Here is an 18,671-nt window from a genome sequence, read left to right on the forward strand (position 1 = left end):
TTTGCCTTACCAGGCAAATTCTGATGCCGCCTGCGGCGCGAATGCATCGGCATTCGGGCCAAATGCGGCATGTACCTCCCTTCCCGTTCCGTTTTCTTCTACAGCTTCTTCGCGAAGTGTCAGGACATTTCACCAGCAGACATTGCCCCGCCAGCTCCCGGACTCACCTCGTCATTCGCGTCCGCCGTCCGTCAACGAGGTCTAAAGCTCGTTAACTATATCCCGATTTTGTATAAAAAATATATAAAGACTGTTGACAAAAATTATTCATGGTGCTATCTTAGTATACGTAAGGTGTTAGCACTCAAAAGTAAAGAGTGCTAATAAGCAAGAAGGCTGAATCAGAAAGGAGGGTCCGGATATGGCAGCAGTTACTGAAATGACTGACAGGAAGTTAGTGATATTAAAAGCAATTATCCGGAATTATCTGGAGACAGGCGAACCGGTAGGTTCCAGAACCCTTTCGAAATATACGGAATTAAATTTGAGTTCAGCCACCATTCGAAACGAGATGGCAGATCTGGAGGATCTGGGATACATATTCCAGCCTCACACGTCTGCAGGGCGCATTCCTTCAGACAAAGGCTATCGGTTGTATGTGGATATGCTGATGGAGGAGAAAGAGCAGGAGATCACGGAACTGAGGAATACAATGCTGGAGAAGACAGACAAAGTTGACAAGATATTGCAGCAGGCAGCCAAAGTTCTTGCAGCGAATACAAATTATGCGACTATGGTTTCGGCTCCGGTCAACAGCAGGAACACATTGAAGTTTATCCAGCTATCACAGGTGGATGAAGAACAGATTGTGGCAGTGATCGTGATGGGAGGCAACGTCATCAAGAATAAAATTATTGATGTCGGTGAAACTTTAAGTAGTGAGACTCTGCTAAAGCTGAATATGCTGCTGAATACGACCCTGAACGGGATGTCCATAGAAGAGATTAACCTCGGGCTGATCGCAAGGCTGAAGGAACAGGCTGGGATTCACAGCCAGGTGATCAGTGATGTTCTGGATGCTGTGGCAGAAATCATCCATGTGGATGATGATATGGAGATTTATACCAGCGGTGCCACGAATATTTTTAAGTATCCGGAGCTTAGCGATAAGCAGAGCGCACAGGAAATTATCAGTGCATTTGAAGAAAAGCAGCAATTGGCCGATCTCGTTACCGAGACACTGGCCAGTGAAGATAATCATGGAATTCAGGTATACATTGGAGATGAAGCACCGGTGAAGACCATGAAAGACTGCAGTGTTGTGACAGCAACCTACGAATTGGGCGAGGGCATGAAGGGTACTATAGGTATTATAGGTCCAAAGCGTATGGATTATGAACATGTCATGAAGACGCTGAAGACTCTGCAGAATGAGTTGGATGCAATTTATTACAAAGACCCAAAAGAATAGGAAGGTGAATAGCTGGTGGAAGAGAAGATGAGCAAAGAAGATATGGTAAGAGAAGCCGTAGAGGAAGCCAAGGCCAAGGCCGCAAAGGAAGCGGAAAAAGAAAGAGACGAAAACCAGTCTGAGTCCGAAGCCGGGCCGGAAGCTTGCGAGGACGTACAGGAAGAAACAGAATGCACAGACAGCGGTGAGGACGCGGAAGAAGCCGAAGATAATGAAGAACCGGATGCGGCTGAGGATGAAGAAGACAAATCCGTTAAAGAAAAGAAGCGCTTCGGCAGAAAGAATAAAAAAGATAAAAAAGACGAGAAGATCGAAGAACTGACTGACAGGCTTACCCGTCAAATGGCAGAGTTTGATAACTTCCGCAAGCGTACAGAAAAGGAGAAATCCCAGATGTACGAGATAGGTGCGAAAGATATCATAGAAAAGATTCTTCCGGTCGTGGATAATTTTGAACGCGGCCTGGCAGCTGTGCCGGAGGAAGAACAGTCCAATCCTTTTGCAGAGGGAATGGAAAAGATTTATAAACAGCTGATGACTACACTAGAAGAGATTGGCGTGAAACCGATCGAGGCGGTTGGAAACGAATTTAACCCGGACTTCCATAATGCAGTCATGCATGTGGAGGACGAAGAAATTGGCGAGAATATCGTAGCCGAGGAGTTCCAAAAAGGATACACATACCGCGACAGTGTAGTGAGACATAGTATGGTAAAAGTAGCAAACTAATTTCTCATTCAAAATCAAAATATTTTAGGAGGAAATGATTATGGGCAAAATAATTGGTATTGACTTAGGTACAACAAACAGCTGCGTAGCTGTTATGGAAGGTGGACAGCCGACTGTCATCGCAAATACAGAGGGTGCAAGAACAACTCCGTCCGTAGTAGCATTTACAAAGACAGGAGAGCGTCTTGTGGGAGAACCTGCAAAACGTCAGGCAGTAACAAATGCAGACAAAACAATCTCTTCCATTAAAAGAGAGATGGGAACCGATTACAAAGTAACAATCGATGACAAAAAGTATTCTCCACAGGAGATTTCTGCTATGATTCTTCAGAAAATGAAAGCGGATGCGGAAGGATATCTTGGAGAAAAAGTAACGGAAGCAGTTATCACCGTACCGGCTTACTTTAACGATGCACAGCGCCAGGCAACAAAGGATGCAGGAAAGATCGCAGGGCTGGACGTGAAGCGTATCATTAACGAGCCTACAGCAGCAGCGCTTGCATACGGCCTGGACAATGAAAAAGAGCAGAAGATCATGGTATACGATCTTGGCGGCGGTACATTCGACGTATCAATCATTGAAATTGGAGACGGAGTTATCGAAGTATTATCTACAGCAGGAAATAACAGACTCGGCGGAGACGATTTTGACCAAAAGATTACAGATTATATGCTGGCTGACTTCAAATCAAAAGAGGGCGTAGACTTATCCGGGGATAAGATGGCTCTTCAGAGACTGAAAGAAGCTGCTGAGAAGGCAAAAAAAGAGCTTTCATCTGCAACAACAACCAACATCAACCTTCCATTTATCACAGCTACATCCGAAGGACCAAAGCATTTCGATATGAACCTGACAAGAGCAAAGTTCGATGAACTGACACATGATCTTGTTGAAAAGACAGCCGAACCGGTAAGACGCGCACTGTCAGATGCAGGCATCTCCGCATCTGAGCTGGGCCAGGTACTGCTGGTTGGTGGTTCCACACGTATTCCTGCAGTTCAGGAAGAAGTAAAACGTCTGACAGGCAAAGAGCCAAGCAAGTCTCTGAACCCGGACGAGTGTGTTGCACTTGGCGCTTCTGTACAGGGCGGTAAGCTGGCAGGAGACGCAGGTGCAGGCGATATCCTTCTGCTGGATGTTACACCACTGTCACTTTCTATTGAAACAATGGGCGGCGTAGCAACAAGACTGATTGAAAGAAATACAACAATACCTACAAAGAAGAGCCAGATCTTCTCCACAGCTGCAGATAATCAGACAGCAGTTGATATCAATGTTGTACAGGGAGAGAGACAGTTCGCAAGAGACAACAAGTCTCTCGGACAGTTCAGGCTGGATGGAATTCCGCCGGCTCCACGTGGAATCCCGCAGATCGAAGTAACATTCGATATCGATGCAAACGGTATCGTAAATGTATCAGCGAAAGACCTCGGAACAGGCAAAGAGCAGCACATCACAATTACGGCGGGCTCCAACATGTCAGATGATGACATCCAGAAGGCAGTTAAGGAAGCTGCTGAATTCGAGAGCCAGGATAAGAAACGTAAAGAGGCGATTGATACGAGAAATGAAGCCGACAGTATGGTATTCCAGACCGAAAAAGCGATTAAGGAAGTGGGCGATAAACTGGATGCTACAGACAAAGCAGCCGTAGAGGCTGACTGCCAGGCATTGAAAGATATCCTTGCAAAATCTACTCCGGAAGATACCTCAGACGCTCAGGTTGCTGAGATCAAGGCGGCCAAGGATAAACTGATGGAAAGCGCTCAGAAGTTATTTACAAAGATGTACGAGCAGGCAGGAGCTGGTGCAGGAGCTGGAGCAGGCTTCTCAGAGGGCCCGGGACCGGAAGCAGGTCCGGCGCCGGAAGGCTACCAGGGAGATGATGTAGTAGACGGAGATTATAAAGAAGTATAAAATCCGTTGGCAGAAAGGTTCTACGAAGCCGCGAAATGCGGCCTCGTAGAATTTCTTTGTTGCAAACTGTCTATAAAAAGGCTGCGAGCGTCTTTTTGTGGCAGAATTAAGCAGACAGATGAAAGGGTAGAGTGTTATGGCAGAGTCAAAAAGAGATTATTACGAGGTGCTTGGCGTAGGCAGGGATGCAGATGACGCGGCAATTAAAAAGGCATACCGAGTTCTGGCCAAAAAGTACCATCCGGATATGAATCCCGGAGATGCCGAGGCCGAAAAAAGGTTTAAAGAGGCATCGGAAGCGTATGCAGTACTTAGCGACCCTGATAAACGCCGCCAGTATGACCAGTTTGGACACGCAGCATTTGAAGGTGGGGCCGGCGGAGCAGGCGGCTTCGGCGGATTTGATTTTAACGGTGCTGATTTCAGTGATATATTTGGTGATATTTTCGGAGATTTGTTTGGCGGAGGCGGACGCAGAGGCGGCAGGGCCAGCAACGGTCCGATGAAGGGGGCAAATATCCGCAAGAGTATTAGAATTACATTCGAGGAAGCAGTCTTTGGGTGTGAAAAGGAATTGGACGTTGCATTAAAGGATCCATGTACAGCATGTAACGGAACAGGGGCAAAGCCGGGCACATCTCCTGAGACTTGTCCGAAGTGCGGAGGAAAAGGCCAGGTGGTCTATACATCCCAGTCCTTCTTCGGCACAGTACAGAATGTCCAGACCTGTCCGAACTGCGGTGGTTCAGGAAAAGTCATTAAAGAAAAATGTCCGTCCTGTTCAGGCACGGGATATACATCCAGCAAGAAGCGCATCAAGGTAATTGTGCCTGCCGGCATAGACAGCGGGCAGAGCGTCCGTTTGCGGGAAAAGGGCGAGCCGGGGGTTAACGGCGGACCGAGAGGCGATTTGCTGGTAGAAGTAAATGTAAGCAGACATCCGATCTTCCAGAGGCAGGATATGCATATCTTCTCAACCGTACCGATTACATTTGCACAGGCAGCGCTGGGGGGGGACATCAGAGTACCTACCGTAGACGGGGACGTTTTGTATACCGTAAAAGCAGGCACCAAGACAGATACAAAAGTGCGCTTAAAAGGAAAAGGTGTTCCGTCCCTTCGTAATTCTCAGGTGCGGGGAGACCATTATGTGACATTAGTCATCCAGACGCCGGAAAAACTTAGCCCGGAGGCAAAGGAAGCATTGAAGCAGTTTGATAAATTATCGGGGAATTCACTGAACCAGGATGTGGAACCGGAAGAGGAAAGCAAACCTACAAAGGGGAAGAAAAAAGGGTTCAGAGGGAAAGTGAAGGATGCGGTGGATGAGTGAAGAGGGGGACGCTTCGTGAAACCTCGGAATGGCCGTCCTCCCAGGAATCGGATATAGGGGCAGTCGGAGAGACGGGTTTTGACTGTAAGCTGGAGTAAAGCAAAAGAGAAGAAAAGCCAGGGTAACCTGGCCACATCACGTGAAGTCTTGATGGCTTCACGCGTTGGGGCCAGGGATTCTTGTGATTTGTGATCACAAGAATCACCCTAGTTTTTCTTCTCTTTTCCTTAACTCCAACTAACAGCCAAAAGACGCTTCCGACTGCCCCTATATCCGACTCCCGGGAGGACGGCCATTCCGAGGTTTCACGAAGCTGGGGCGTCCAAGGCGGGAGGTACGCTGCGGGGATGGGGATCGAAGGAAGTATAGTTTTAATGGTGGGTATACTGGACTCTACTTTAAATAAGGACTTAATTAATATCAAAGGATTTATATGTCACTCGTGCTCTCGGGGGCTAGCTGCCGTCAAAGAAAGGGGGACTTACTGACATTGGGAAGCAGCAGTCAGGCAGATGATTGAGCGGCCTCCCAGGAGTACGGTTCCAGTTGCCTTGGGGGCAGTGTTTTCATCGTAAAGCATTTGTGACGAATCGCCGGTGTTTACTGCTATGTGCCAGCTGTAATCCGGGGGGAGCTCAGGAAGGGTTAGTTCTAGTGTTCGCCAGTAGGGGTTCACTGCCAGGTATACGATGTCTTCTTTTTTCGTTTCTTCGTCGTATCCGGCGAACATGATTCCTATGGTTCTTGATTCGGGAGTGTAGTCTGGTGTCCAGGGGGTCAGGCCGTGTTCACTGGTGCACGGAAAACCTGTACGGCTGGGAGCCAGGTTCTTTCGGATTGCGGGATGGCTTTTCCGAAAGGCGGTCATGTAGCAGAAAAACTGGAAGAGATCTTTGTTTTTCTCTAAGAGACGCCAGTCCAGCCAGGAGATGAGATTGTCCTGGCAGTAGGGATTGTTGTTTCCAAAACGGGTATCCCCGAACTCGTCTCCAGCGAGGAACATGGGGGTTCCTCTGCTGCACATTAAGACCGCACAGGCGTTGCAGATCATGCGGAAACGGAGTGTATTGACCTCAGGATTGTCGGTTTCGCCTTCTACACCGCAGTTCCAGCTGTTGTTGTCATCCGTTCCGTCGGTATTGTCCCAGCCGTTGGCTTCGTTGTGCTTCTGGTTGTAGGAGTACAGGTCGTAGAGGGTGAAGCCGTCATGGCAGGTCAGGAAGTTGACAGAGGCATTCAGGCCTCTGGAATCCGGATCGTATAGATCAGGTGAACCCAGGATTCTCATGGCGGCGGCTCTGGCCATGCAGGCATCTCCTTTTAAGAATCTGCGGAGGTCATCCCGGTATTTGCCGTTCCATTCCGCCCAGCGCTTCCAGGATGGGAAGGAGCCTACCTGGTATAACCCGCCCGCATCCCAGGCTTCTGCGATCAGCTTTACATTGCCGAGAATAGGGTCAAAGGCAAGGCTGCGCAGCAGCGGAGGCTGGCTCATAGGAGAGCCGTCGTCGCTGCGGCCGAGGATGGACGCCAGGTCGAAGCGGAATCCGTCAACACGGTAATCTGTCACCCAGTAACGCAGGCAGTCCAGGATCAGCTGCTGTACGACCGGGTGGTTGCAGTTCAACGTATTGCCGCAGCCGCTGAAGTTATAGTAATAACCATCGGGGGTCAGCATGTAGTAAATATGATTATCAAATCCTTTAAAACAAAAGCAGGGGCCGTATTCATTGCCCTCGGCAGTGTGATTGAACACAACATCCAGAATCACATCAATGCCGTTGTCGTGCAGGGTTTTGATCAGTTCCTTGAGTTCCCTGCCCTCCTGGTTATATTCCACGGAAGAGGCGTAACTAGTGTTTGGGGCGAAGAAACTGACCGGATTGTAGCCCCAGTAGTCCAGCAGCTGGTTATTGTCCAGCAGCCGTGCATCGCGCATCTCATCAAACTCAAAGATAGGCATCAGCTCCACGGTATTGATGCCGAGCTGCTTCAGGTATGGGATCTTTTCTTCCAGCCCCCGGAAGGTGCCGGGATGTTTTACACGGGAGGAATCATCTTTGGTAAAGCCTCTGACGTGGGTCTCATAGATGATCATATCTTCCATGGGGATCTGAGGCTGGCGTTCCCGTCCCCAGTCGAAATTATTGCGCACAACGCGCGCCCGGTAGCCGTGCTGTGAGCAGTTCATGCAGCCCCATTTGCTCTGGCCGGTGACGGCCCTGGCATAAGGGTCCAGCAGAATCTTTGTTTTATCAAAACGAAGGCCTTTCTTCTCGTCATAAGGCCCGTCCAGGCTGTATGCATATTCGAAATCTTCGATGTCCAGCCCGAAAACAATCATAGAATAGACAAACCCGATCTTATAATGTTCAGGAAAGGGAATCACTGCGAAAGGGTTCTCCGCTTTCCTGTGGAAGAGAAGCAGTTCGCAGGAATAAGCTTTATGGGACTGAATTGTAAAATTGACCCCTCCGGGAATGATAGTTGCTCCAAAGGTATTAAAAAATCCCGGACGAACGAGAAAACCGCTGATCATGTCAAGCGGTTCCAGCTGCCCGCTGGGGACAAGAGACATATCGGTAGTCTGTAATGGCATAAATATCAGATCCTTTCTTTTTTTTCTGAGAATATTTTGGCTGTAATTTTGTGTGCCGGCATTATTTGTGCTGATAATAAAAGACGGCAACCTGGGTCCGGTCCCTCAGCTCCAGCTTATCGAGGATAGAACTCAGGTAATTCCGTACAGTTCCTTCGCTTAGATACAGAGCAGAGGCAATCTCCTTATTGCTCAGCCCGTCAGCTATGAGCCGGATGATTTCCAATTCTCTGTCATTGATATCATAGGAAGCGTAGTCGAAGGCCGGGAGCCTCTGGAGAAGTGAGGGAATCTTCGAGACTATGGCATCTCCGAACACGGTCTGGCCCGAATACACGGCCCGGATGGCAGGCACGATATTTTGGTAGTCCTGTTTCAGGAGGTACCCCTTTGCACCCAGCTTCAGCGCTTTGATAATATATTCATCGTCAGAAAATGTGGTAAGAAGCAAGATTCTTGCTTCCGGAAATTCTCGGAGTATTTCCGCTGAAGCATCCAGTCCGTTCATATCTTTCATACGGATATCCATGAGAAGGACATCAGGCCGGTGCTGCCTAAACAGCGCTGCTGCCTCACTTCCGTCACTTCCGCAGGCCGGTACATGAAAGTCTTCCTGCGTCTCAAGTATCGTTTTCAGGGCTCCTGCCACGAGAAAATCATCGTCTACGATCAAAATGTTCATACTTTAAATCTCCTTTGGTATGGTGATAAATATTTTGAAACCTTTGTCCGTCTGAATCTGTATATTGCCTTTCAGGGACTGGATCCTGTCTTTCATATTGACAAGCCCGATCCCGGTACCCGAGGGGGAAAGGACTGTTCCGTTGTCCTCAATTAAGAGCTGGTAAAGTGCCGGATGCTCACGCATAATAATCGTTACATGTGTCGCATTGCTGTGTTTTATGATATTGGAGAGCGCCTCTTTTGTAATACTGATAAAGGAGTATTTGACTTCACGGGGTAATTCCCGACTCATGTCATATTCAAATGATACCGTGCAGGCTGTAAAATCTTTGAGCAGGCTGTTCACCGCCTCTTCTAAGTTTATGGCCTCATCATGGAGGTCATGCACGCTGCTGCGAATGGTGTTCATGGCAGAATTTAGAGTAGAATCCAGGGTCTCCAGCGGCTCCGACAGTGCAGGCTCCTTATGAACAGCGCGCAGGGCCCCCACCATGAGAATGGAGCGGGAAAGAAGATGTCCGACATTATCATGAATCTCACGGGCAATCCGGTTGCGTTCCCTCAGGGTGGCGGCGTAGATCTCGTAATCCTGTTTTTCCAGCAGTGCATGGTTCTTTTCCGTAAGAAGAAGATTCAGCTCCGTACTGTCATCTCTTGTCCGTTTATAGAGACTGTCCAGCTGCTCATAGGTTCCTGAGTTTCTTTGGAGCAGAAAGGCTAGCATCACCCCGAAGATTCCAAGAAAGAGAAGGTACAGGTCTGCTTCCCGGATGCCATATGCCCAGATATACAGGCAGAGGCCTGCAGCGGCAGGAATATAGCGCTTATGATGCAGGAGCACATATGCACATGCCGGATAAAAATAAAGCAGCTCAGGAAGCAGTATGGATACGAGCAGATACAGGAGGGAGATGGGCAGGAGCAGCTTATTCAGCTCCAGAAAATAATCGGCGCAGCAGATAATCAGAGCCGTTAAAAACCCAAATACATAAACAATATCCGGTGAATCATGAAATAAAGTGAAAAAGCAAAATACAATCAATAATCCAGTGTCTCTGAAAAAATTCATGGGAACCTCTTTCTGTGCGGATAAATCATCACAGTCTGTTATATTTTCCATTATATCATGAATCAAAGATTCATGACCGCCATTTGCTGTTCGGAAAATGTACAGACACGCTTTTCTAACTAACGCTCATTATATCATAAAATGGCTGGATACGTAACTAATATGGTACAGGCTCCGCGGGTAAGAGATACCGTTCCTGTATATACCCTGCGGACGTATACAGGAAGAAGGTGACATTTGTCACATGAAGATCATGACGTATGACACTACCAGAAGGAAAGAAAAGAAAGTATACTAAAACTATAAAGAACAAGGCCGCCGAGCGGCTAAGGAAAATGAAGTCAGAGGAGGCTTTGGAATGATAAAAATAGAAAACCTGGTAAAACGTTATGGAAAACTTGTGGCACTGGATCATTTGAATCTGGAGATAGAGGAAGGGGAGATATATGGACTGCTCGGTCCAAACGGATCCGGAAAAACGACGGCGATCAGCTGTATGCTCGCACTTTTAAAATACGACAAAGGCACGGTAAGCATTTTCGGCGAGGAGATGAGGCCTGATAATTATGGTATTAAACAGCAGATTGGAATCGTCCTTCAGAATATAGCAGTCTTTGATGAGCTTACTGTCTATGAAAATATCGACTATTTCTGCGGGCTGTATGTGAAAGAAAGAGAGAGAAGAAAAAAGCTGGTTTTGGAGGCCATTCACTTTGTGGGGCTGGAGGACTATATAAAAATGCGGCCAAAGAAGCTTTCGGGAGGCCTGCTCAGACGTCTGAACATTGCATGCGGCATTGCACATAAACCCCGCCTTATCATCATGGATGAGCCGACTGTTGCGGTGGACCCGCAGAGCAGAAACCGGATTCTGGAGGGGATACAGGAATTGAACAGACAGGGATCTACCATCATCTACACATCCCATTACATGGAGGAGGTAGAACAGATCTGTACTAAAATCGCTATCATGGATCACGGCAGAAGCATTGCGGTCGGAACAAAAGAAGAACTAAAGGGCATGATTAAGACAGGGGAGACGGTTACCATAGAGGCAGCTGCTCTTGATTCGGAACAGATCAAGGATATCCGCCTTCTGCCCCATGTGTTCGATGTAAAATATGAAGAACAGACACTAACCGTGCGCTGCACAGGGGCAAAACACAATCTGATACGTATATTGAACTATTTACAGGAAAATGAAATACCATTCGGCAGGGTATTCTCGGAGCTTCCGACACTGAATGACGTTTTCCTCGAAATCACGGGAAAAGAGCTGAGAGACTAGGAGGGGATCACATGCTGCATTTAATGAAATATGATGTCAAAGTAAAGCTGCATAATTTTAATATGCTGTTTTGGCCCTTCTTTTTTCCGCTTTTGCTGGCTACCTTCTTTTACTTTGCGTTCGGCAAAATAGACGAAGCTGATTTTGAGACAGTGCCGGCTGCGGTTGTAGAGGAGAAAGGGCAGGCAGCGGATCAGGAATTTTTGGAGTTTCTGGATATGATGGAGCAGGATGATTCCAAACTGATCCATATAGAAACTATGGATGAAAAAAAGGCACTCCGTGCTCTGAAAGGAAAAGAGATATCCGGGATATTCTATGTAGGGGAGACTCCAACCCTTACCGTTGGAGGCGTGGGAATGGGAGAAAGTATCCTGCAGTCTCTGCTGGAAAGTTATTTGGACGGGAAACAGACGATGATGACGATCGCGGCGGAACACCCGGAGGGAATCCGTAATGCAGCCGCCCAGATGTCCGATTATCAAGAGATGGTAAAACAGGTTTCTTTGGGCGGCAAGACAACAGACGGAAACTCACAGTTCTTTTATGCGCTCATCGCAATGGGCTGCCTGTACGGCTGTTTTATTGGATTTGGTTCCGCGCTCACCCTGCAGGCCAACCTGACCGCACTTGCGTCCAGAAGATGTGTTACGCCGACTCATAAACTGAAACTGATCCTGTCAGAGATGCTGACTTCATTTGGGATACATTTTATGAATATCATCATCCTGCTATTATATCTGCGTTATGTGCTTCACTTAGAATTCAGAGGGGAAATGCCGCAGATGCTGCTCGTGTCATTTATAGGCTGTCTGATCGGTGTTTCCATGGGAATCTTTATCAGCAGTATCAGCAAGTTTGGGGAAGGCATCAAGATAGGGATACTCCTCGGTATTTCCATGGTGTGCAGTTTTCTGGCAGGGCTGATGAACTCGGAAATGAAATATACGGTAGAAAGATACTGCCCGATTTTAAACCGCATTAACCCGGCGGCTCTGATATCAGACGCATTCTACTGTATCAATGTCTATGATGATCCGGCGAGATTCAAGCGCAGCCTTCTTATTTTAACGTTCATGTCAGTGGTGTTGATCCTGGGATCATTCTTAGTAGTCAGGAGGGAACGTTATGACAGTATTTAAAGGTTATATGAAAATTGTAAAAGCAAATGTGGGACTGATGCTGATGTACCTGGCTATCTTTTTCGGCATCACTATGATGATCCAGGCAGTTACAAAAGATACCGGGAGCGGCAGCTACAGCGCGGAAAGCGTACATGTAGGCATCGTTGATGAGGACGGGGGCGCTCTGGCAAAAGGGCTGAAGGAGTATCTTGGACAGTTCCATAACCTGACTATGATAGATAATGACAAAGAAAAATTACAGGAAAGCCTGTTCTACAGAGAGTTAGAGTATATAGTAAAGATTCCCGCCGGCTTTGAAAAAAAGTGTCTGGAAGGCGGGGAGAAGCTGGAGGTGACGAAGGTGCCCGGCTCTTACACCAGTTTTTATGTGGATCAGCAGATTACCAGTTTTTTGAATAGTGTGAAGACCTACTATGCAGCCGGATATTCTGCATCGGATGCAGTTGATGCGGCTCTGGAAAGGCAGGGGGCAGAGATCACCATGCTGGACATCAATGGCAATGCAGGAGAAGTGCCAGGTTATACTTATTATTTCAGATACATTCCATATCTGATGATGAGTGTCCTCTGCTATGTGCTGGGAAATATCTTATCCGCATTCCATAAAGGGGATATCCCCAAAAGAATGCAGGCATGCGCAGTTTCAAACCGGAGGCAGAACCTGGAAGCGCTTCTGGCTGCCGGGCTGCTGGGCGGAGCGTTGTGGGCGGTCTGCATGCTGGGGAACCTGGTTCTCTATGGCAAAGCGTTCCTCAAGAGCAGTTCCATTCCTTACTATCTGCTCAACTCGCTGGCGGTTCTGCTCGTGGTTCTGGCGCTGGCATATCTGGTGGGAATGCTGACCAACAATACAAATGCACTCAACGGCATTGTTAATACGGTGTCGCTTGGCATGTGCTTCCTGTGCGGGGTCTTTGTGCCGCTGGAAGTCCTGAATAAAGGGGTAATAACAGTTGCACAGTTCCTGCCGGTTTACTGGTACGAAAAAGCCAATGATATGCTGGCGGATTTTGGAAATATTACAGGCAGTGTGCGCACAGAAGTGCTGCAGGCGGTTGGAATCCAGCTGGTATTTGCAGCTGCTATCCTGTGTATCGCTATGGCAGTGTCAAAAAAGAAGAAGATAGGGGCATAAACTGTAAAAACAGGACTGTACCTTTCTGGGAATATATGTTAGAATCTAAAAAAGATGTTCTCTGCACAGTGCGGAGAACATTTTTTCTGGGATTGAAAGAAAAAATTGTTACTGTCTACAGACAAACCTGTAAACGGTAACGATAAATTTTACTGAGTGAGGAGAGGTACGGGACTATATGACATTTATGAAGCGAATACTATTCGGAGATGACGGATTAGGGATTGACTGGGGAAAGTTTTACCGGAGTGTTTTTGCTCTTGTAATTCCTATGGCGCTGCAGAACCTGATTAATGTGGGGGTAACCGCCGCCGATGTAATTATGCTGGGGAGGGTGGGAGAGAAGGCGCTTTCAGGAGCGTCCCTGGCGGGACAAGTGCAGTATATCATGGTGCTTTTTTTGTTTGGGCTGACCTCCGGCGCCACAGTGCTGACTGCACAGTACTGGGGGAAGGGAGATAAGAAAACTATAGAAAAGATTCTGGGACTGGGGATGAAAGCGGCCATTATTGTCACTGCCATATTTACGGTGGCGGCCCTGCTGATCCCGGATATTCTGATGCGGATATTTACAAATGATCCTGCGGTCATTTCCGAGGGTATGAAGTATCTGAGAATTGTTGCCTTTTCCTATGTCTTGATGGGAATTACCCAGGTTTACCTTTTCATTATGCGCAGCGTGGAACGGGTGGTAGTCGCAACGGTTGTATACCTGGTCTCTCTGATCTGCAATGTCATACTGAATGCGATCTTTATCTTCGGCCTCCTCGGCTGTCCTGCAATGGGAATACAGGGAGCCGCGCTGGGTACGCTGGCAGCCCGGTTTGTGGAGCTGATACTTGTGTTCGGTTATGCTAGGCTCTTTAATAAGGACATTAAGTTCCGTTTCCGCTATCTTATGCGGACAGACAAACTGCTGGTAAGGGATTTTCTCAGGTATGCGCTGCCGGTGGTGATGAATGAGGTGATGTGGGGGCTTGGAACGGCGGCGAACACCGCGATTCTTGGACATATGGGCAGTGCGGCTGTGGCGGCCAATTCCGTGGCGCAGGTGGCCAGGCAGCTGGCGACGGTAGTTGCATTCGGACTGTCCAGCGCGACAGCGATCTATCTGGGCAAGACGATAGGGGAGAAGAAGTTCGAACATGCAAAGGCCTATGCACACCGCTTCCTTCTTCTAAGCGTGGTGATGGGGGCGATAGGCGGCGCGATTATACTCGTGGCAGCTCCGGTAACAGCGGCTCTTCTTTCACTGACACCGGCGGCAAAGAGCTATCTGAAGTTTATGTTCTTTGTTATGTCTTATTTCGTGATTGCCCAGTCGTTCAATACAACGATGGTGGTCGGGACGTTCCGCTCCGGCGGAGACACGAGGTTCGGCCTGATCATGGACGTTGCTACGATGTGGGGATGCTCCATACTCTTTGGTTTCCTGGCAGCCTTTGTATTTCACTGCGGCGTGCCCGTAGTCTATATCATACTGATGAGCGACGAACTGATTAAAGTACCTATCACATGGATCAGGTACCGCAGCTATAAATGGCTGAAGGACGTGACCCGGAAGTTGGATTAGTTGTTATTGCGGGCGTGTACAGTAACGATTAGTTTTCTCCCATGGGTGTACTTTTTTTTAGAGTGTGTTATAATAGGAACAGTGGGCCGGCGTTCAGGACGAAGGCCCGGATTTGGTATCATGAAAGAAAGAGAAGGTAGAGTATTATGGCAGAAGAGTACAACAATGGCTGCAGTGAGCAATCCTGCTCCGGATGTTCACATGCCGGGACATGTGAAAGTAAAAAAGAAGATTTCAGAGTCCCTGCAAATGCATATTCACAGGTAAAAAAAGTAATCGGCGTTATCAGCGGAAAGGGCGGTGTGGGCAAGTCTCTTGTGACCGCTTCACTTGCCAGAATGATGCGTGAAAAAGGATATACGGTAGGTATTCTGGACGCCGACATTACAGGGCCGTCCATACCCAAGATGTATGGCGTGCACGAGATGGCAAAGGGCAGTGAGGATGGAATGTTCCCCTGCATTGCAAAGGATGAGACAAGGATTATGTCCGTGAATCTTCTTCTGGAGGAAGAGGACACCCCAGTGATCTGGAGAGGGCCGGTCATAGCAGGTGTTGTCACACAGTTCTGGACCGATGTTATGTGGGGCGACCTGGATTATCTATTTGTGGATATGCCGCCGGGAACCGGTGATGTTCCTCTTACCGTATTTCAGTCCCTGCCGGTAGATGGTGTAGTTATCGTAACCTCTCCGCAGGATCTGGTACAGATGATCGTGAAAAAAGCCTATAATATGGCAAAACAAATGAATATTCCGGTACTGGGAATCGTAGAGAACTATAGTTATTTAAAATGTCCGGACTGCGGCAAGGAGATCAGCATCTTCGGCGAAAGCCACATCGATGAGATCGCAGCAGATCTGGGACTGCCTGTTCTTGGCAAGATGCCGGTCGATACAAAGATTGCAGAAGCCGTAGAACAGGAAAAATTCTACGAGACGGAGAATCCGTATCTCAAAGATATCGAACTTTAGAGCGTGTCGGAAAAGAAAAGGCATCATCCGCTGTGAATACTTCATAGGGATGATGCCTTTTAACAATCAGTTATTAAAGTTTGATATTCTTGAAGAGATCTCCAAGACTGGTTCCAATGTTCTCACTCTTCGGAATCTCGACTCTTTCTTCAACTTCTTCCTGATGTTCTTCCAGAGCCTTCATGCTCAGGCTGATCTTTCCTTCTTTGATGCCGATTACTTTCACTTTCACAGTGTCGCCCACCTTCAGTACTTCGCCAGGGGTTTTAATACGCTTCTGGGAAATCTGGGAAATGTGGACAAGACCGGACAGACCGTTGTCAAGCTTAATGAATGCCCCATAGTTCTGCAGCGTCTCTACAGTTCCTTCCATAACAGTGCCGGTCTTAATGCTGGCAATCTGTTCTGCACGTGCCTGCTGTTCTTTTTCCTTCAGGATCTCACGTGCGGACAATACAAGGCGGTTATTCGCCTGATCCACATCAATCACACGGACTTCTATGTCCTTCAGTAAATATGTTTCAAGATCTTCAATATATGAAAGAGAAAGCTTGGAAGCAGGGATAAATCCTCGTAGCCCTTCTACCATGGCTATAGCACCGCCGTTGACAATGCCTTCTACCTTAACTGGCAGAACCGTTTTCTTTTCCATATAATCCATCACTCTGTTCCATGGGTTGGCATCATCAAAATGTTCCTCGTAATCTGCCATTGTCTCAACCGGTTCATCGTTTGTCTGTAATTCTTCAGTTCTCAATTCTTCACTCATCGTCGCACCTCAACTTATCTTTTATAATTCATGTAGTCCATATAGTATAAGTATAGCATATTTGTGCCACAAAAAACAACAGGTCTTGTAACATTACTGAATTTAGATTGAGAGTTTTTTGAGGGAGGACGCCTGGCGGCAGGGAAGAACTCGTTTCTTGACGAGGAGGTAAAACGAGGGCAGGCGGATGAGATTGGGGAAAGGCTGGTAGTTTGTGAGGAAAGGCCAAATGTAGGGGATAGGGACAGATGTGGGATTCAGGTCGTTTTTTGAGTAGTATCTTATGTAAAAAATAATGTGAATGTTTAAAATCTGGTTGACGAAAACTTAAAAAGGTGGCAATCTACTATTATGTGAATTTATGCTTAAAGGGGATATAAAATGGATAATGGAGTTAATAAACGAAAAGTATATGTAGTCGGCCATAAAAATCCAGATACGGATTCTATTTGTTCTGCGATTGCTTATGCAAGGCTTAAGACGATTGTGACAGGGGAGGACCATACTCCTCGCAGGGCGGGGCAGCTGAATGAGGAGACCCAATATGTGCTGGATCGTTTTAAGGTGAAGGTTCCTGCACTTTTGTCGGATCTGCGTGTACAGGTTAAGGACGTGGAACTGAGGAAGATTGAAGGGCTGAGCGGCAGTGTATCGATTAAGACGGCCTGGGCGCGGATGAAGGAACTGAATATTAAGACACTGCCGGTTACGAGGGAGGGGAAGCTGGAAGGGCTGATTACGATCGGCGATATCGCCACATCCTATATGGATGTTTATGATAGTACGATTCTGTCGAGAGCTAGGACGCAGTACCGCAATATAGCGACAACGATTGGCGGGCGGGTCGTGATCGGTAATGATCACAGCTATCTGCTGAAAGGAAAAGTAGGCATTGCAGCTTCCAGCCGGGATCTAATGTCGGATTTTATAGAACAGGATGATCTGGTAATATTGGGAAACCGAAGAGAAGCCCAGCAGTGTGCGATTGACCTGAATGTGGGATGCATGGTTGTATGCCAGGGGGCAGAAGTACCGGATGACATTATTGATCAGGCAAGGGAGAAGGAGATTGTGATCATAAGCACGCCTCATGATACGTTTACCGTAGCCAGACAGATCAACCAGAGCATTCCTGTCAGGCATTTTATGACTAAGGAGGGGCTGATATCATTTAGGATGCGTGATTATGTGGATGATGTGAAGGAGGTCATGGCACATAAGCGGTTTCGTGATTTTCCGATTCTGGACAATAGAGGGAATTTCCTTGGATTTATTTCCAGAAGGAGGCTTCTTAACTGCAGGAAGAAGCAGGTGATCCTCGTGGATCACAATGAAAAGAATCAGGCTGTGGACGGGATCGAAGAGGCTGATGTACTGGAAATCATAGACCACCACAGACTGAGCAGCATTGAGACGATGGGCCCGGTATTTTTCAGAAATCAGCCGGTGGGCTGTACAGCCACGATTATTTACCAGATGTATCAGGAAGAAGGCGTGGAAGTGGAGCCGACGATAGCAGCTCTCCTCTGTTCCGCAATCATCTCCGATACACTGATGTTCCGCTCACCCACATGTACATCCCTGGATGAGGCATCCGCAAGGAGTCTGGCCAGGGCCGCGAACATCAATATAGAAGAATTGGCCCTGGAAATGTTCAATGCGGGCAGCAATCTAAAAGGCAAGAGTGCGGAAGAAATTATCTTCCTGGACTTCAAACAGTTTACAGTTAATGAGACCGTTATAGGCGTAGGCCAGGTGAACTCTATGAGTGCGGATGAACTGAAGGAAATCAAGACCACAGTGCTTCCACATCTGGATAGCGCGCGAAAATCACACGGCCTGGATATGGTATTTTTCATGCTGACCAATATCGTGACCGAATCCTCCGAACTGCTCTGCTGCGGGCCGGATGCAAGGGAAAAGGTAATGTCAGCCTACGATTTGCGTGAGGATACGGAGGATCTCCTTCTGAAGGGGGTTGTATCGAGAAAGAAACAGCTTGTGCCAACACTGGTAGGCGCACTGCAGCAATAGGATCATATCG

At 47.6% G+C, this 18,671-nt stretch carries 14 protein-coding genes; 10 read left to right on the forward strand and 4 right to left on the reverse strand.

Features of this window, described 5'->3' with window-relative positions:
- Positions 1-361: 361 nt before the first annotated feature.
- The 4 genes from hrcA (at position 362) to dnaJ (ending at position 5,391) form a co-directional block, all read left to right on the forward strand.
- On the forward strand, positions 362-1,411 hold the full coding sequence (gene hrcA / locus GKG43_RS12660; protein ID WP_025657232.1) for a heat-inducible transcriptional repressor HrcA: 1,050 nt from the start codon (positions 362-364) through the stop codon (positions 1,409-1,411).
- 27 nt (positions 1,412-1,438) lie between these two features.
- Positions 1,439-2,140: a nucleotide exchange factor GrpE gene (gene grpE / locus GKG43_RS12665; RefSeq protein ID WP_129879189.1), complete on the forward strand. Its 702-nt coding sequence runs from the start codon at positions 1,439-1,441 to the stop codon at positions 2,138-2,140.
- A gap of 40 nt (positions 2,141-2,180) precedes the next feature.
- Positions 2,181-4,058, forward strand: a complete 1,878-nt coding sequence (dnaK, locus tag GKG43_RS12670; protein WP_025657234.1) for a molecular chaperone DnaK — start codon at positions 2,181-2,183, stop codon at positions 4,056-4,058.
- A 136-nt stretch (positions 4,059-4,194) separates the two neighbouring features.
- Positions 4,195-5,391, forward strand: a complete 1,197-nt coding sequence (gene dnaJ, locus GKG43_RS12675) for a molecular chaperone DnaJ (protein ID WP_129879164.1) — start codon at positions 4,195-4,197, stop codon at positions 5,389-5,391.
- 481 nt (positions 5,392-5,872) lie between these two features.
- Here dnaJ and glgX read toward each other — a convergent pair whose 3' ends face one another.
- From glgX to GKG43_RS12690, 3 genes are all read right to left on the reverse strand, one after another.
- A complete protein-coding gene (gene glgX, locus GKG43_RS12680) occupies positions 5,873-7,990 on the reverse strand; it encodes a glycogen debranching protein GlgX (protein ID WP_129879165.1) in 2,118 nt (705 codons plus the stop codon).
- 61 nt (positions 7,991-8,051) lie between these two features.
- Positions 8,052-8,672: a response regulator transcription factor gene (locus GKG43_RS12685; protein WP_129879166.1), complete on the reverse strand. Its 621-nt coding sequence runs from the start codon at positions 8,670-8,672 to the stop codon at positions 8,052-8,054.
- A gap of 3 nt (positions 8,673-8,675) precedes the next feature.
- On the reverse strand, positions 8,676-9,743 hold the full coding sequence (locus GKG43_RS12690; protein ID WP_129879167.1) for a histidine kinase: 1,068 nt from the start codon (positions 9,741-9,743) through the stop codon (positions 8,676-8,678).
- 358 nt (positions 9,744-10,101) lie between these two features.
- Between GKG43_RS12690 and GKG43_RS12695 the strand changes: the two genes are divergently transcribed.
- The 5 genes from GKG43_RS12695 to GKG43_RS12715 all read left to right on the forward strand — a co-directional run bounded on the left by GKG43_RS12695 (position 10,102) and on the right by GKG43_RS12715 (position 15,858).
- Positions 10,102-11,031, forward strand: a complete 930-nt coding sequence (locus tag GKG43_RS12695) for an ABC transporter ATP-binding protein (protein WP_129879168.1) — start codon at positions 10,102-10,104, stop codon at positions 11,029-11,031.
- Between the two features lie 11 nt (positions 11,032-11,042).
- A complete protein-coding gene (locus GKG43_RS12700; protein WP_129879169.1) occupies positions 11,043-12,173 on the forward strand; it encodes an ABC transporter permease in 1,131 nt (376 codons plus the stop codon).
- On the forward strand, positions 12,160-13,311 hold the full coding sequence (locus GKG43_RS12705; protein WP_129879170.1) for an ABC transporter permease: 1,152 nt from the start codon (positions 12,160-12,162) through the stop codon (positions 13,309-13,311). Before GKG43_RS12700 ends, GKG43_RS12705 begins: the two co-directional genes overlap by 14 nt.
- Positions 13,312-13,489: 178 nt before the next feature.
- Entirely contained in the window at positions 13,490-14,884 is a 1,395-nt protein-coding gene (locus tag GKG43_RS12710) for an MATE family efflux transporter (protein ID WP_347562038.1), read from the forward strand.
- 146 nt (positions 14,885-15,030) lie between these two features.
- The gene (locus GKG43_RS12715; protein ID WP_025657242.1) at positions 15,031-15,858 is read left to right on the forward strand and encodes an Mrp/NBP35 family ATP-binding protein; all 828 of its coding nucleotides are present in this window, start codon (positions 15,031-15,033) and stop codon (positions 15,856-15,858) included.
- Between the two features lie 73 nt (positions 15,859-15,931).
- Here GKG43_RS12715 and GKG43_RS12720 read toward each other — a convergent pair whose 3' ends face one another.
- A complete protein-coding gene (locus GKG43_RS12720) occupies positions 15,932-16,627 on the reverse strand; it encodes a S1 RNA-binding domain-containing protein (RefSeq protein ID WP_025657243.1) in 696 nt (231 codons plus the stop codon).
- Positions 16,628-17,008: 381 nt separating this feature from the next.
- On the opposite strand from GKG43_RS12720, the gene GKG43_RS12725 reads away from it, so the two are divergent.
- Positions 17,009-18,661 carry a putative manganese-dependent inorganic diphosphatase gene (locus tag GKG43_RS12725; RefSeq protein WP_129879171.1) on the forward strand — a complete coding sequence of 551 codons (1,653 nt, stop codon included), beginning with the start codon at positions 17,009-17,011 and terminating at the stop codon, positions 18,659-18,661.
- The last annotated feature ends 10 nt before the right edge of the window (positions 18,662-18,671 follow it).

The organism is Eubacterium sp. BIOML-A2 (genome assembly GCF_009680135.1).
In the GTDB taxonomy this organism is placed as follows: Bacteria; Bacillota; Clostridia; order Lachnospirales; family Lachnospiraceae; genus Faecalicatena; species Faecalicatena contortus_B.

Bases quoted from the DNA above. Each gene is read 5' to 3' on its own strand.
- GKG43_RS12705 (WP_129879170.1), top strand. From the start codon at position 12,160: ATGACAGTATTTAAAGGTTATATGAAAATTGTAAAAGCAAATGTGGGA.
- GKG43_RS12720 (WP_025657243.1), bottom strand. From the start codon at position 16,627: ATGAGTGAAGAATTGAGAACTGAAGAATTACAGACAAACGATGAACCG.
- glgX (WP_129879165.1), bottom strand. From the start codon at position 7,990: ATGCCATTACAGACTACCGATATGTCTCTTGTCCCCAGCGGGCAGCTG.
- GKG43_RS12710 (WP_347562038.1), top strand. From the start codon at position 13,490: ATGACATTTATGAAGCGAATACTATTCGGAGATGACGGATTAGGGATT.
- dnaJ (WP_129879164.1), top strand. From the start codon at position 4,195: ATGGCAGAGTCAAAAAGAGATTATTACGAGGTGCTTGGCGTAGGCAGG.
- GKG43_RS12685 (WP_129879166.1), bottom strand. From the start codon at position 8,672: ATGAACATTTTGATCGTAGACGATGATTTTCTCGTGGCAGGAGCCCTG.
- hrcA (WP_025657232.1), top strand. From the start codon at position 362: ATGGCAGCAGTTACTGAAATGACTGACAGGAAGTTAGTGATATTAAAA.
- dnaK (WP_025657234.1), top strand. From the start codon at position 2,181: ATGGGCAAAATAATTGGTATTGACTTAGGTACAACAAACAGCTGCGTA.
- GKG43_RS12715 (WP_025657242.1), top strand. From the start codon at position 15,031: ATGGCAGAAGAGTACAACAATGGCTGCAGTGAGCAATCCTGCTCCGGA.
- GKG43_RS12700 (WP_129879169.1), top strand. From the start codon at position 11,043: ATGCTGCATTTAATGAAATATGATGTCAAAGTAAAGCTGCATAATTTT.
- GKG43_RS12695 (WP_129879168.1), top strand. From the start codon at position 10,102: ATGATAAAAATAGAAAACCTGGTAAAACGTTATGGAAAACTTGTGGCA.
- grpE (WP_129879189.1), top strand. From the start codon at position 1,439: ATGAGCAAAGAAGATATGGTAAGAGAAGCCGTAGAGGAAGCCAAGGCC.
- GKG43_RS12690 (WP_129879167.1), bottom strand. From the start codon at position 9,743: ATGAATTTTTTCAGAGACACTGGATTATTGATTGTATTTTGCTTTTTC.
- GKG43_RS12725 (WP_129879171.1), top strand. From the start codon at position 17,009: ATGGATAATGGAGTTAATAAACGAAAAGTATATGTAGTCGGCCATAAA.